14 protein-coding genes are annotated in these 14632 nt (G+C 37.2%); 1 reads left to right on the plus strand and 13 read right to left on the minus strand.

Features of this window, described 5'->3' with window-relative positions; genetic code table 11:
- The first annotated feature begins 87 nt into the window (after positions 1–87).
- Positions 88–747 (plus strand): hypothetical protein, encoded by a 660-nt coding sequence (locus AC2H4K_RS01375; RefSeq protein WP_281141649.1) that lies wholly within the window; start codon positions 88–90, stop codon positions 745–747.
- 231 nt (positions 748–978) lie between these two features.
- On the opposite strand, the gene AC2H4K_RS01380 is transcribed toward AC2H4K_RS01375, so the two are convergent.
- The 13 genes from AC2H4K_RS01380 to AC2H4K_RS01440 all read right to left on the minus strand — a co-directional run bounded on the left by AC2H4K_RS01380 (position 979) and on the right by AC2H4K_RS01440 (position 14603).
- Positions 979–1620, minus strand: coding sequence for a DUF6266 family protein (locus AC2H4K_RS01380; protein WP_388021163.1), 642 nt, complete (start codon positions 1618–1620; stop codon positions 979–981).
- 88 nt (positions 1621–1708) lie between these two features.
- Positions 1709–2182: a DUF6943 family protein gene (locus AC2H4K_RS01385; RefSeq protein ID WP_493742756.1), complete on the minus strand. Its 474-nt coding sequence runs from the start codon at positions 2180–2182 to the stop codon at positions 1709–1711.
- Between the two features lie 633 nt (positions 2183–2815).
- Positions 2816–3547, minus strand: a complete 732-nt coding sequence (locus AC2H4K_RS01390; protein WP_493742757.1) for an SOS response-associated peptidase — start codon at positions 3545–3547, stop codon at positions 2816–2818.
- A gap of 2 nt (positions 3548–3549) precedes the next feature.
- A complete protein-coding gene (locus AC2H4K_RS01395; RefSeq protein ID WP_493742758.1) occupies positions 3550–4137 on the minus strand; it encodes a hypothetical protein in 588 nt (195 codons plus the stop codon).
- Positions 4134–5399, minus strand: a complete 1266-nt coding sequence (locus tag AC2H4K_RS01400) for a Y-family DNA polymerase (RefSeq protein ID WP_493742759.1) — start codon at positions 5397–5399, stop codon at positions 4134–4136. Before AC2H4K_RS01400 ends, AC2H4K_RS01395 begins: the two co-directional genes overlap by 4 nt.
- A 1-nt stretch (position 5400) precedes the next feature.
- On the minus strand, positions 5401–5850 hold the full coding sequence (locus AC2H4K_RS01405; protein ID WP_092205671.1) for a LexA family protein: 450 nt from the start codon (positions 5848–5850) through the stop codon (positions 5401–5403).
- A gap of 498 nt (positions 5851–6348) precedes the next feature.
- Positions 6349–8313: a heavy metal translocating P-type ATPase gene (locus tag AC2H4K_RS01410; RefSeq protein ID WP_493742760.1), complete on the minus strand. Its 1965-nt coding sequence runs from the start codon at positions 8311–8313 to the stop codon at positions 6349–6351.
- A gap of 33 nt (positions 8314–8346) precedes the next feature.
- The gene (locus AC2H4K_RS01415; RefSeq protein WP_177229164.1) at positions 8347–9138 is read right to left on the minus strand and encodes a cation diffusion facilitator family transporter; all 792 of its coding nucleotides are present in this window, start codon (positions 9136–9138) and stop codon (positions 8347–8349) included.
- Between the two features lie 85 nt (positions 9139–9223).
- On the minus strand, positions 9224–9655 hold the full coding sequence (locus AC2H4K_RS01420; protein ID WP_027885443.1) for a cytochrome P450 family protein: 432 nt from the start codon (positions 9653–9655) through the stop codon (positions 9224–9226).
- 128 nt (positions 9656–9783) lie between these two features.
- Entirely contained in the window at positions 9784–11187 is a 1404-nt protein-coding gene (gene lpdA / locus AC2H4K_RS01425; RefSeq protein ID WP_111126196.1) for a dihydrolipoyl dehydrogenase, read from the minus strand.
- An 87-nt stretch (positions 11188–11274) separates the two neighbouring features.
- Positions 11275–11658, minus strand: a complete 384-nt coding sequence (locus AC2H4K_RS01430; protein ID WP_493742761.1) for a Fur family transcriptional regulator — start codon at positions 11656–11658, stop codon at positions 11275–11277.
- Positions 11659–11743: 85 nt separating this feature from the next.
- On the minus strand, positions 11744–14272 hold the full coding sequence (locus AC2H4K_RS01435; RefSeq protein WP_093026604.1) for a heavy metal translocating P-type ATPase: 2529 nt from the start codon (positions 14270–14272) through the stop codon (positions 11744–11746).
- 4 nt (positions 14273–14276) lie between these two features.
- Positions 14277–14603 (minus strand): SpoIIAA family protein, encoded by a 327-nt coding sequence (locus AC2H4K_RS01440; protein WP_493742762.1) that lies wholly within the window; start codon positions 14601–14603, stop codon positions 14277–14279.
- Positions 14604–14632: the final 29 nt, after the last annotated feature.

A 14632-nucleotide genomic window follows, 5' to 3' on the forward strand; every position in this document is an offset into this window, starting at 1 on the left:
TGCAAAGTTAAGTGCTAAACCACGCAACTACTCATAGCCGAGACCGTTGTGCGTCATTTAACGGACGAAATAAAAAGCAAGTGAAATTTGAAAATTCTTCTGAATAAAAAGTCATTAAGAGAAATTATAATTAATCATATTTCGGAAAATGATTTAGGTTTCATTTTTTCAAAATATAATGATAGGATTTACTATTTTCAAAGAGAACCTCAAAGTGTCGAAGCTTTTGATACAATGAAAATTAAGGTTCATTTCAAAAAAGGAAAAATTTATTGTACGCTACATTCTATCGTGAATAAATCCTTAAAGAATAACCTATATGTTTATAATGGTTTATTAAATCGGCAATTGAGATTGGAAAATTCCTTTATCGACTCAACTACTTTTCCAAAAAACATTTGCTATAGATTTGAAAATACAGAAGAATCATTAATTCAGACTATGAGCAGAATTTTATATGACCTAAATACAAAAGGCAAAAATTTTATTGAAGAAAGTGATGAACGATTCTATGACAGTAAGTACAAAAAAGCAATGGAATTTATTAATAATCTTAATTTGGATAAATTAAAATTAAAAGAACAATTCTATAAAGATTCTGCTTTTGCAAATAATTCAATTCCAAAAAACAGTAATCCTACTTTTCGTAAGTTAGTTTCTGAACTGAATGATATAAATAAAGGTGAATTTCCTGTTGAAAATCATATGATAGCATTTGAATTTTTACATAAATATATGAATGAATAAAAAACGAACGCACAACAACGTGTATAGCTCATTGCGGCTGAATTTCCTAATCGGAAATTAAAAAACCCTTATTTATAAGGGGTTTCACTTAAAAAGGCAACAATAAGGCAACAAATATTTGATTATAAGAACTAATCAAAGGAAAGAAATAATAGATAAAATTAGGAACTTATTAAACGATAAAAATAAAACCGTTCGTGTAGAACGGTTTTATTATTTAAACATCAACCGTTAATTAGCTGTTCCAGAGCCTAAATAAACGCTGTTTGATACGATACTACCATCTGCTGTAGTAAATGCCATAAAAAGCTCAACAGTATCACCTGCATAGGTACTTGGAATTGTAATGATTTGTGATCCTACAGTTCTATCAGCACCATCAAGAATATACATTGATTCTTTTTTACTTGGATTGTAAACTAACACCATTGCTTTATCGGTTGCATTTGCATTACCTTCAGCAGAGTTATCATCCCAAGTAAACTCAACTTGTCCAGCAGTTGCTAAATCTGTTGCAGGGTTTAATGCTCCTGATAAGTTACCTCTACTTAATAAAGCTAAAGCATAATCTACAGTAAAGTTTGGTGCAGCTCCTGTAATAGCATTATTCAATACATAAGACATTGCAGCATTAAACTCTGTTTTTTGCACCGCATAAGACTTATATCCTTTTTGGATAAAGCCTAAATTCGGTTGAAGATACTCCAAAGTAACAGTAAACTTGTTTCTTTGGTTAACTTGCCCCTCTGTACGTGGATTTGCCACGCTTGAAGGTTTGATTCTCAAATAGTCAATACCTTTCCAAGAAGCACCGACTACGTTTCCTACTTTTCCTGATACACCGCCCAGGATTCCTTGTGAAATTACACCCATAACATATAAAATTTAAAATTACTACTTATTCGAAGTTGGTACGGACTTGGTAAGGTCTTTTACCAACACAGGTAATATATGGCAAATACTATGCTAATGGATTGATTTGGTTTTTGTTGCCCTTTGTTGCCCGATTTTGCTTTTTAGAAAATAAACTTTGAATATATGACACCTTTAAATCTGCCATTTTTGAAATTACTTTTTGAAGTTCAGCTTCTTTTTTACAAATTGCTGACACTATATTAATATGCTTTTGTAACTCAAATTCATCACTTAACAACGAGGTGTAACTATTTTTTAAGGTGTTTCTGCAATCATCTATTGAGATAAACGGAATAACACTCCCTTTTAAATAATAAGCATAAAAACCGCCTATTTGCAACATCATTGATAAATGGTAAAGGGTTTGTTTTTCTACTTCGGTTGGTACAGTTACCACAAAGCAATTAGGACAGGGATTTATTAAAGGCTTACCGCTGTTTTGCCCTTTGTTCAGAATAAAAAAATGAGGTTGCGAGTAGATTCTTCCGATTTGGTGTGTTTTCAGTTCAAAAGTTGACATAGCTATCCAATTTAAAATTGCTTCGCTACGCTTCGCACCATTAATTTTTTAAAAGAAAAACAATAAAAAAAGAAAGCCGAATGTTCTTGTGGCGTGGATAAGGCTGTCAAGGTTTTTGGAAAAAATACTACCCACCAATTCAATATAAAGTTTGGGTGCAGATTTTTTTCAAAACCCGTAGGGCTTGACCTTTATAGCCTTGCGCGTTGGCAGAAGGAAGCCACATATATTTGCTACCTTTTTTTATTATTTTTTTTATCTAACTTAATTCACTTTTTGGGGAATAAACTCTTAAAAAAATAGGTTTTTGATAAGTTGTGTGATGGATGAAGCGTTTGTATGGGTAGCGTTTTAAATAGTTGTTTGATAAAACAGCATTTAAACAAGCTACTTATACAGGACTATAAGACAATAGCTTTTTGTTTTTTTGAGGAACGAGAAAAAGCAATATGCTATGGCGTATTACTACATTTTATGAACCTATTTTTTTATAACCGTTGACTTGGGTGGTGGGGAAAAGTGGACTATTATATTTGTTAACGAAATGAAACAAACAAAGACTTGAGGTAAGGAATACTTGGACTTAACGATGGTTTTGTGCAGATTGAATGAGGTAACTAATTATAATAATATTTAGATTTGAACACCTTCGTATTTTACTTCATCGATAATTGATTCTGTATCTGTATTAATTTTAATTTGAAATAAATCACGACTTACTGTGTATGTATCTAATTCCTCTTCATTGTAATTTAGATTAATTAATTCATTAATTCCGTTTTCGTTTAAATCATCTTTTAACCATTCTTGTTCAAAGTCCTTTTGAAGTATTACCGGTTGTCTATTCTTTTTATTATGAATTTTTGCAAATAATGGTGATGCTTTTTTAGTAAGAATAGTAAAGGTAACAACATCTCCAATTATTGTATATAACCCAGCTAAAGACAAAACATCGTTGTTTTTGTTCTTTATATGAAATGGATATTTTTTTCCTTTGTACTCGTGAGGTTCAAAAAATCCTGTTACTGGAATTATACAACGTCTTGTTAAGGCTGAATGTTTGTATATAAAATGATTAAATAATTTTTCGGATTGAGCATTAAGACCACCACCATACCGAACAGCTTCTTTGTAATAATCGGTTAATTGTTCAGGTTTTTTATTGCCTGGAACTATACCCCATAATGCAGGTGCTAAAGCTGATGGACCTTCTTGTGGTATTATAAGCATATCAGGATGAGAAAAACCGTTTAAGTGGTATCTTGGAATATCATACGCTTCTCTTGCATCATCCCTTGTCAATGAAACATCATAGCGGTTTTCAAGCTCTATTACTTTTTTAGTTTGAGAAGTATGGAAACACATTATTAAACGTCTTTTAAAACATAAAAATAAGATAAGAAATTTTTTGAAACTTTGGAATCTACTATTTCTAATTTGCTAATGTCAGTATTAATTCTTGATTTTTGTTTAGGAAAATCTATTGTGTGATTTCTATGGTTTAAGTCTAATGGAAAAGGATATATAAATGCTATACAATATGCATATTCATAATTATCATCTTGTATTTTTTTAAAATCATCTACAAAAGATTGAAAATCATCAGACAACCTCTTGCTTTTATCTTTAATATTAATAGCAGAATAATTTGTTGGTATCGTTTTGAGTTCAATACCTATAAATTTTTTTCTCTCTTTAAAGATGCCTAAATCTAATGTTAACCCTTTTTTGGATATTTTTTTACTGACTTCTATTTCGTTTAATACCTCAACATCTTTATACTCTTTTAATTTATTAATTAATAAGCCTAATAATTCAATATGCATCCATTTTTCAAATTTTAACCTTTCCTTAAAAATAAAGTTAACCCCAATACTATCTTTAATTTTATTTGTTAATAAACTTAAACACTCAAGTAAATCGTGATTGAATGTCTCTATATTTAAATCTTTCATTGAATACAATTTATTTTGATTATTTCATTAATGTTGGTTGAATATCGTGGGGATAGGCGTTCTTGTTTCATTTTCCATTGCCTTCCTAATGATTGACTACCAAACTTTATTTTATTGTTACCGTAAGCTTTATTTAGCCTATCTACGATATTCATTATTGGTTGGTGCTTTGGGTTTTCGGAAGTAAAAAGTGTGAATTGTTTTTGATTACTTGGGGTTAATCCCATTACAATAACACCTGCTTTTTTATAATGAAAGCCCTCTCTATAAATTGCTTGTAACCCTGCTTCTGCATATTTAACTAAATCTATGCTGGAATTGGTTGGATAGTGCGTTTTTACAACAATGTTTCTACCGTATTGAGGTAAATCTTTTCTGAAACCATTGGTATGCAAAAATACCATAAGCATATTGCATTGTGATTTTTGATTACGTAATTTTTCTGCACAAGACACAGCAAACGTAGATACACGTTCTCTAATATCTTGATATGATGTAAGCATACCCTCAAATGAACGTGTTGTTGCTATCATTTTCTTGTTTGCAGTAGTTTCTAAATCTAAAGTAGGTTTGCCCTCTAAATCGTGTTTTAGACGTAAACCAACAACAGACATATTTTTACGCACCCAATCATCTGACAGTTGGGAAAATTGATAAGCATTATGAATATTTAAGTTTTTTAGTCTTTTGGTATGTTGTCTACCAATACCCCAAACATCTTCGATTGGTAACCACTTTAAGGCTTTTATGCGCTTTTCTTCATTATTTATTACATAAACATTGTTTGTACGTTCTGGGAATTTCTTTGCTATTTTATTGGCAACTTTAGATAATGCTTTTGTTGGTGCAAAGCCAATACTTATTGGAATACCTGTACCTTTTGTTACACGATTACGCATTGTTTCTCCAATTTCCTGAAGGCTAAAAAGTTCAAAACCTATAAACTTTAAAAATGCTTCGTCGATACTGTATATTTCAACTTCTGGTGTAAACTCTGAAAGTAGATTCATCACTCTACTACTCATATCGCCATATAAAGCATAATTTGAAGAAAAAACGTTTACGTTTTGCTTTTCAAATGTTTTAGCATATTCAAATGCAGGTGCGCCCATTGGAATACCTAACGCTTTAGCCTCGTTGGATCTTGCAATAACACAACCATCATTGTTTGATAAAACTACTACAGGTTTACCATTTAATAATGGGTTAAAAACACGCTCACAGGAAGCGTAAAAGTTATTGCAATCAACGAGTGCGAACATATCATAGGTTTTTGATTACGTTAGTAACAATACCCCAAATGATAAAATCATTGTCTTTAGTGACTTGAATAGGTTTGTAATTTTGATTTTCTGCAATTAACCAAACACAGTCTTTTTCTATGCTAATGCGTTTAACAGTAAACTCACCATCTATAAAACAAACAGCTATTTTGTTATTTGTAGGTTCTAAACTTTTATCAATAATTAGTAAATCACCATCGTGAATACCTGCATCTATCATTGAATCACCACGAACACGACCATAAAATGTTGTACTTGGGTTTTTAATTAGATGTTTATTGAGGTCTATGTTTATATCTAAAAAATCATCTGCTGGTGATGGAAACCCTGCGCTTATACCATTAGCCACAAAAGGCAATTTTAGATGTGTTGAAACATCTGCACCATAAAATTCAATTGCTCTTGTATTATATAATTTTCTGACTTGCATAAATGATAATTAGATAAAAACACCAAAGTCATTGCCTTGAGGGATACAGTCCAACAGGAACTACACTTTGGTGATTTGTTATCCAACACAATGGATTGAAACACCAATGCTGTAATAACATTTTACAAAGTTATATAAAAAAAGGTTGTTTATTATTTCTGGATTTTCAATTTATTAACGGATTTGAGCGCAAAGGCATAGCGGATATTTTACATAATGGCGTTATAACTACAGCTTTGGTGATGCGGTGGGTGTAGCGGCTGCTATTATAACTACCCGTTATGTAAACATAGCTTGGGGTAGTTTTTGGTGTGAGGGATGGCAACAGCTCTTTGCTTTTTTATTGTACTACTTTTAAAATATAATAGCAAATAAAATAAGCAATGTGCTGTGTGAGGGTTGGCAACCAAAAACTACAAGTGCGGTGGATAGCGGAACAAAACAAAAGACAGAGGATTTTGAGGTACGAAAAAACTGGGTTTTGGGTTGTGGGGACAATTACCAACTCATTCGTTGTAATCTAACTGCATTTAAAATTGCTAATAATGCTACTCCTACATCTGCAAAAACTGCTTCCCACATTGTAGCTAAACCACCTGCACCGAGAATGAGGACTATAACCTTGACTCCAAATGCAAGCCCGATATTCTGCCATACAATACGGCGCGTTGAACGACCAATTTTAATCGCTCTTGCAATCTTGCTCGGTTGGTCTGTCTGGATGATAACATCGGCTGTTTCGATGGCGACATCGCTTCCTAAACCACCCATCGCAATACCTACACCACTTGCTGCCAAAACGGGTGCATCGTTAATACCATCGCCAATAAATGCTACTTTGGTTTCGGGTTGTTTTTTGAGCTCTTCAACTTCATTGAGTTTATCTTCAGGCAACAATCCACCTTTCGCCCAATCAATATTTAACTCTTTTGCAACTTGCTGTGTAATAGAGTCCTTGTCGCCTGATAGCATTATAATTTTTGAAATTCCGGAATCTCGAATTTGTTTAATGGCCTGGTGCGCATCATCCTTTAGTTCATCTGCAATGGTTACATAACCTGCAAAATTTCCATCAATGGATACCATTACGATGGATTCTACAATACCATCTGTTTCCGAGGGGACTTCTATGCCATTTGAGGTCATCAAAGCTTTATTACCTACCAATACCGTTTTACCATTGACCGTTCCTTTTAAACCTTTTCCTGCAACTTCTGAAACATCGGTCGCCTCGTAATCCGAACCGTCTGCTTTGTATTCGAGAATCGCTTTTGCAATAGGATGGGTAGATTGCTCTTCCATTGCCATCAGGTATTTCATAAATTCGGCTTCCTCAAATGTGATGGAATTGATTTCTTTGATTTTAAAAACCCCTTTGGTAACGGTTCCTGTTTTGTCCATTACGACCGTGTTTACTTGGGTCATTGCATCTAAAAAGGATGCACCTTTAAAAAGAATACCATTGCGCGATGCCGCACCCAAACCGCCAAAATAGCCGAGAGGAATAGAGATGACCAACGCACAAGGACACGAAATCACGAGGAATATCAATGCTCGATAGAGCCAATCCCTAAACACATAATCATCTACAAAAAAGTAAGGTAGAAACGTCAGTCCGATGGCAAGGAATACAACGATAGGCGTATAAATCCTTGCAAATTTTCTAATGAACAGTTCGGTCTTTGATTTTTTGGCGGTTGCATTCTGCACCATATCCAGAATTCGTGCAATGGAACTATCCTTGAATTCCCTGGTGGTCGTCTCGATTTCGATTACGCCATCAAGATTAATGCTTCCGGCAAAAACAGTATTGCCTTTAGCAATCGTATCAGGTTTGCTTTCGCCTGTCAAGGCAGCAGTATTAAAAGAACCCTTTTCAGAAAGCAGAATACCATCAAGCGGAACTTTTTCGCCTACACGTACCTGTATCTTTTCGCCAATTTCAACAGTCTCGGGATTTACTGAAACAAAGTCGCCATCACGATAAACCAAAGCTTCATTGGGTCTTACATCGAGTAAGGCTTTTATATTTCCTTTCGCACGGTTAACGGCCGCATTTTGGAAGAGTTCGCCCACAGCATAAAACAGCATTACGGCAACACCTTCGGGATATTCGCCAATGGCAAATGCACCTAAAGTGGCTATGGACATTAAGAAGAATTCCGTAAAAAAATCACCATTTTTAATACTTTTCCAGCCTTCTCTTATCACCGGAAAACCTACAGGGATATAGGCTACCGTGTACCATACTACGCGAATCCATCCTTTGAAGAAAGGAAACGCATCAAAGTAATCAATAGCGATTCCGGCTATCAACATCACAAAGCTGAAAATAGCCGGTAGATAGGTTCTAAAATTTGAAATTTCTTCAGGGCTGCTATGGTTATGGCCATCGTCGTGACTGTGCTCGCCTTGTTGTTTTTTTGGTTCTAAGTCACGTAAGTTTATTTTTTTCTTTTTCATATGTTCTAATCAAGTTTGATATCATTTTAAAAACTACTTCGATAATTTCAATATTCTTAATGCACCGCGCATTACAAAAGTGAAAACGATGCCGCCAATCACTAAATCGGGCCATTTACTATTCAGAAAATAAACCAGCACCCCAGCTACTATAACACCACCATTAACAATAATATCATTGGATGTAAAAATGGCACTTGCCTGCATATGAGCCTCTTGACTCTTTGCCTTGTTGATGAGCCAGAGCGATATCAAATTACCTGCCAATGCGAAAATTGAAACGATAATCATCCATTGAAACAAGGGTGTTTCGGTATTGCTAAAAAACCTTCTCAAGACCTCTGCAAACCCAAGTGTTGCCAATGCCATCTGAAAGTATCCGCTGTATTTCGCAACCTTCTTTTTTCTTGAAATGGCACCGCCTACCGCAAATAGGCTTAATGCATATACGATGGAATCTGCCAGCATATCTAATGAGTCTGCCACAAGTCCCATAGAAGAGGAAATCCAACCTGTGGTCATTTCGATAACGAAAAAACCAAAGTTGATGCCCAAGACCCACCAAAGGATTCTTTTTTGTTTGGATTGGTCTTCCATTACGGGTGGTTCGGCTTCTGTGGTTCCCTCTAAAGAATCCCCAAGGTTTAAACCGGCTATTGATGTTTGTATATCTTCAATGCCATCCACATGATATACTTCCAATTTCCTGTTGGGAATATCAAAATCCAAATATTTCACTTGAGCATAAGATTCCAACTTCATCCGGATCATCTGCTCTTCCGAAGGGCAATCCATTTTGGTTATCTTAAATGTTGTTTTCTCCATTATCTCTTTTTTTATTTTTAATATTCGTTATAATAGTTGTCCTTTATCCGGATACAATTGTTACAAAATCCTTTTAGCAGCAGGTTTACTTCTTCTGCCTGAAACCACTCCGGCAAAGGCACTTTTGCTCTTCATCTTTCTCCCATTTACCAATGTATGTTTCCCAGTAGCTCTTTTGAATTTTTAGGAACCCCCGCAGGCTATCCGGTTTCATCAAAGACATAGACATTTCATTTCTTTGCCTGTATGCTGAATTATTCAGTGTCTGGACACCCTTCTGGAGGAATAATGTTTTTTGCACTCTTTTAGGAGCAGCGTCTTTTCGCTGAAACTTTTCAGTGTCATAGAAAACCTCCGCGGCTTCTTTTCCACTCATGCAGATCGTTTCCTTTAACATCAAACGGGTTCTAAAAATATCGGACCAAAGCTTTTGACGCTTTTTCTGAATAAATTCATAGCCGTCACGAAGTAGCGTCAAACTACTATCGATGTTTTTGTCTTTCGGAATAGTTCTCATGCTCTTTACATTTTTAAAATATTTATTTTATTTTTTAGACCATAAACTTAAACTTAATACAAACTGATTTAAGTCTTATGAAATGATTAAAAACTGCCTAATCCGATTTTACAATTAAATTAAGGCCGTTAAATATGCAACGCTCTGTCTTCGGTGGCTGCCAGACAGGCCTCTTTAAAGGTTTCTGAAAAAGTTGGGTGCCCGTGGGACATCCTTGCAACATCTTCGGCAGATGCCCTGAATTCCATCGCTACCACCGCTTCGGTATAGCTGTCTGCAATGCGTGGCCCTATCATATGCACTCCCAATATCTCATCAGTTTCTTTATCTGCGATTACTTTTATGAAGCCGTCGGTGTCCATACTTATTTTCGCCCTTGCGTTGGCCTTAAAAGGAAAAGAGCCTGTTTTAATACTTCTTCCTGCTTCTTTCAATTCTTCTTCGGTTAAGCCTACCCCGGCCACTTCGGGCTGGGTATAAACAATATTAGGAATAAGCGAATAATTGATATGTGGCTTTTGATCTGCTATCCTTTCGGCTACAAAAACGCCCTCTTCACTGGCTTTATGGGCAAGCATTGCCCCTCGGATTACATCCCCAATGGCATATACACCCTTGACATTGGTTTCAAGGTTCTCATTTACCGTTACCTGTCCTTTCTCATTGGTTTCCACGCCAATGTTTTCAAGGCCTAAATTGGCGGTGTACGGTTTCCGGCCAATGGCCATAAGGCAATAGTCGCCTTCTAAATTCATTTCTTTTTTATCGGACAGGTTTTCCGCTTTCAATTCAACTTTGTTGTCCGTTGCTGTTGCATTGGTCACTTTATGTTCCAAATAAAACTCAATTCCCTGTTTTCTTAGGGAACGATGCAATTGATGTCCCAGTGCGCCATCCATAGTGGCGATGAGGCTATCAAAATATTCCACAATAGACACCTTAGAGCCCAGGCGGGCGAAAACAGAACCTATCTCAACCCCGATAACGCCTCCACCAACGACCAATAAATGGTCGGGAATTTCCTGTAGCGCAAGGGCCTCGGTAGAAGAGATTATCCTTTTTTTATCGATTTTAATATTGGGCAAGGAAGCGGGTTTGGACCCTGTGGCAATGATAATTTTATCGGTTTCTATAGTTTCCGTTTTAGCTTCGGCCTTAATCTCAATCGTGTTTTTGTCCTTGATGGTGCCGTGGCCTTCATAGACGGTAACTTTGTTCTTTTTCATCAGATACCCAACGCCATTGATGATTTCCTGTACCACATCCTGAACCCTTTGGTTCATTTTTTTGATATCGACATTGGCTTCTTTTACATCAATCCCAAAATTTTCGAATTGATGTTTGAGTTTGTAATAATGCTCAGAGGCTTCAAGCCAGGCTTTTGACGGGATACAGCCCACGTTAAGGCAGGTGCCGCCAAGCGTGCTGTACCTTTCAATAATGGCTACTTTTAATCCTAATTGGGCGCAACGTATAGCGCTTACATACCCGCCAGGGCCAGAGCCTATAATTGTTACATCATATTTTTCCATATTCGTAAATTTTTTAATTAAATAAGGTGGGGGAAACCTTAAGCTGACCAGGGGCGCAAGGGTTCAGTTTTAAGGTACTCCCACCTATTATTTTTTACTACAATTTTTACATACCCCTTTTAATACCAGGTTCAAATCGTTTATTTCATAATCGTCCGGCAAGTTTTGTTTCGATATTCTATCCGGCAAGCAAATAGTTTTTCCGCAAACGGTACAATGAAAATGCATATGTAAATCTGTACCGTATTTACCTTTGGCCTTTTTATCGGAAATTGCAAATTTTGCCACTCCTGTCCCATCATTAATCTGATGAATTAGCCCTTTATCTTCAAAAGTTTTTAGGTTTCGATAAAAGGTAGTTCTGTTTGCCGTTTTGTTTTTTTCGCTTTTAGCGATAAAGACTTTTTGCATTTCGTTTAAACTTACTGCATAGGTCTTCCTATTGAGGTATTTGTGAATTTTCAACCTCATTTCAGTGGGACGTATCCCTTTTGACGATATTTTTTTTCCGTTTTTGTCATTTTATATTCTTTCGAAAAACAGTCTAAGTCCGGATCTAATCTTTTTTATAAGCCAAAAGCCTTAACGCATTAAAAACCACCAGAAGCGTCGAACCTTCATGGATTACTACAGCCACTCCAATATTTGCCAAGCCGAATATGGTTGAAGGTATAAGCAGGGCCACAATACCAAGGCTAACCCAAAGGTTTTGCCTGATAATCGCCTTTGCCTTCCTGCTTAAGCCTATGGCAAAGGGCAGGGTTTCCAACTTATCGGCCATTAGCGCAATATCCGCCGTTTCCAAGGCTACATCACTTCCCGCAGCACCCATAGCTATGCCTACAGTGCTGTTTGCCATGGCAGGGGCATCATTAACGCCATCGCCCACCATTGCCACCTTGGATTCCTTTTCTTTTAATTCTTTTATAGCATCCACTTTTTCTTCCGGCAATAGGCTCCCCCAGGCATCGGTCAATCCTATTTCTTCTGCTACAGCGTCTGCTACCTTCTGGTTATCTCCGGTAAGCATGATCATTCGTTTAATGCCGATTTCTTTTAATTTTTTGAGGGTTCCCTTGGCGGCTTCACGAGGGGTATCCATTAATGCAATGATGCCTATATATTCTTCATTTTTTCGTATAAGCATTGTTGTATTTCCACCACCTTCAAGACCACGCACTTTCGTAGCTATTTTTTCGGAAGGTGTACTCTCATCAAGCCCTTCGTACAGGTCGAGGTTACCTATATAGATTTTATCATTGCCAAACGATGCTTTAATCCCTTTACCCAGAACTGCCTCCAAATTAGAGGCATTTGGGATTTCCTCGCCTTCCAGACGCTCTTTTCCATCACGAACTACAGCTTTGGCCAGGGGGTGATCACTCAAACTTTCCACAGCTACTGCTATTTTGAGAAGTTCGTTTTCAGATATATTTCCAAGTGGCACCACTTGGGTAAGTTTTGGCTTTCCTTCCGTTAGAGTTCCGGTTTTATCAAAGGCTAGGGCGGTAATAACCCCCAGGTCCTCCAGAGGGCGCCCTCCTTTAATTAATACCCCGCCACGGGCAGCTCTGGCCACTCCACTCAATACAGCACTTGGGGTCGAGATTGCCAACGCACAGGGACTTGCAGCTACCAGTACCGCCATTGCCCGGTAAAAGCTCGCGCTAAAGGGTTCGTCAATAACTAAAAAAGCGAACAAAAGAATCCCGACCAAAATAAGGACGGACGGCACAAAATATTTTTCAAATTTATCGGTGAGCAACTGGGTAGGTGATTTTTGGGTCTGGGCCTCGTTAACCAGTTTCACCAATCGGGAAAGCGTTGAATCTTTGGCTGCTTTGATCACTTTAATTTCCAAAGTATTGTTCCCATTGATCGTTCCGGCAAAAACGCGGTTTTCATCCTTGATATCATCTTGCGCCGAATAATCCTTGTCAACATCTTCTACGGGAACTTTATCTACCGGTACACTTTCCCCGGTAATCGGAGCTTGGTTGACACTGCTTTTTCCGTTGACCACAACGCCATCGGCAGATATTTTACTGTTCGGCTTGACCACGATAATATCGCCTATACCCAATTTTTCGATACCCACCTCTTCGGTTTTGCCATCTTTTTTGAGCAAAGCTGTTTTTGGTGCGAGATCGGCAAGGGCCGCTATGGACTTTCGGGCCTTGTTCATTGCATAGTGTTCCAGGGCGTGGCCAAGGCTGAACAGGAACAGCAAGAGTGCACCTTCGGCCCATTCTCCCAGAACAGCGGCACCTATGGCGGCCACCAACATTAAAAAATCGATTTCAAAACCACCTTTGGCAACGGTCTGTATGGCCTCTTTTGCCGTAAAGTAACCCCCAAAAAAGTAAGCACCTATGTATAAAGTAAGACTGACCCAATCTGGGATGGATGCAACATAGGAAAGTCCGAAACCTATCCCGAGAAGGGCGCCGCAGATAATAGAAAAAATAAGCTCCGTATTTTTACCGAAAATCCCACCGTGGGCGTGCCCTTCTCCTTCCTCGTGGGTCTCGCCCTCTTTGTGCTCGTGCCCCTCTGTGGAAGTTTGTTCTTTAGTATCTTCCTTCTTTGAACGCTCCTGTTTTTTGGATGCTTTGGTGTAATCATTTTCGTTTGAAGAACTCCGCTGAATCTGAAGGTATTCTTTTTCAATTTGTTTACTTATTTCATCAAAATTCGTTTGCTTTTTATCAAATTCAAGTCGTACCATTCCAGAGCCTGAAACGGAAACTTCCAAAACTCCATTGATTGCCAAAAGGCTTTTCTCGATGGAACGAGCGTGCCTTGTATGTCTAATCCCCTCAACCTCTAAAAGAAGATGACCATATTTTTCTGTAATTTCTGCCCCGGCATTTTCCGCCAAAGATTGAATTCGGTCAATAGAGATAATGTCCGGATCATAATGAAAGCACAGTTGCGGCACCGTATCTTCCTGATCATCTACTATATGTACTTTTTCAAGACCCTCTTTGGCCTCTAATTCAGCAATGAGCCTTTGCACACAAGTGTCTTTTTCATTTGGCACCTGAGGTAGCAATACCGGAATTTTTAGTTGTAGCTTTTTCATATCCCTATTGGTTTAATATCCATCTTTTAGCTTCTTCCTTTTCGGTAAAGTCGAAATATTTAACTTCCGAGCTTGTAAAAAAATCAGTGGCTTTAGCAGCCCATTCCTGCCATTCTTTTTCACCCACAAAGGCCATCTTTCCATAATCTGAAATATGGGCGGTATCAACTTTTAAATCTTCCCATAAGCCTTTGAGATCGTAGCCCTTAAAGTTAACTAGTTCAAAAAAGAAATTCACCTTATTTCCATTTTTGACAATATTATGTATCAAAGGATGGATTTTCTCTATATCCTCTTTAGTAATCTTACCGCTTATTGAAGCGGATATCAAATTGCTTTTTTGCTTTTTTCGACATTTTT

The sequence above is a fragment of the Winogradskyella sp. 266wxhm genome, from assembly GCF_058964685.1.

Bases quoted from the DNA above. Each gene is read 5' to 3' on its own strand.
- AC2H4K_RS01420 (WP_027885443.1), bottom strand. From the start codon at position 9,655: ATGAGAACTATTCCGAAAGACAAAAACATCGATAGTAGTTTGACGCTA.
- AC2H4K_RS01410 (WP_493742760.1), bottom strand. From the start codon at position 8,313: ATGAAAAAGAAAAAAATAAACTTACGTGACTTAGAACCAAAAAAACAA.
- AC2H4K_RS01435 (WP_093026604.1), bottom strand. From the start codon at position 14,272: ATGAAAAAGCTACAACTAAAAATTCCGGTATTGCTACCTCAGGTGCCA.
- AC2H4K_RS01405 (WP_092205671.1), bottom strand. From the start codon at position 5,850: ATGCAAGTCAGAAAATTATATAATACAAGAGCAATTGAATTTTATGGT.
- AC2H4K_RS01390 (WP_493742757.1), bottom strand. From the start codon at position 3,547: ATGTGTTTCCATACTTCTCAAACTAAAAAAGTAATAGAGCTTGAAAAC.
- lpdA (WP_111126196.1), bottom strand. From the start codon at position 11,187: ATGGAAAAATATGATGTAACAATTATAGGCTCTGGCCCTGGCGGGTAT.
- AC2H4K_RS01415 (WP_177229164.1), bottom strand. From the start codon at position 9,138: ATGGAGAAAACAACATTTAAGATAACCAAAATGGATTGCCCTTCGGAA.
- AC2H4K_RS01400 (WP_493742759.1), bottom strand. From the start codon at position 5,399: ATGTTCGCACTCGTTGATTGCAATAACTTTTACGCTTCCTGTGAGCGT.
- AC2H4K_RS01385 (WP_493742756.1), bottom strand. From the start codon at position 2,182: ATGTCAACTTTTGAACTGAAAACACACCAAATCGGAAGAATCTACTCG.
- AC2H4K_RS01430 (WP_493742761.1), bottom strand. From the start codon at position 11,658: ATGAGGTTGAAAATTCACAAATACCTCAATAGGAAGACCTATGCAGTA.
- AC2H4K_RS01395 (WP_493742758.1), bottom strand. From the start codon at position 4,137: ATGAAAGATTTAAATATAGAGACATTCAATCACGATTTACTTGAGTGT.
- AC2H4K_RS01380 (WP_388021163.1), bottom strand. From the start codon at position 1,620: ATGGGTGTAATTTCACAAGGAATCCTGGGCGGTGTATCAGGAAAAGTA.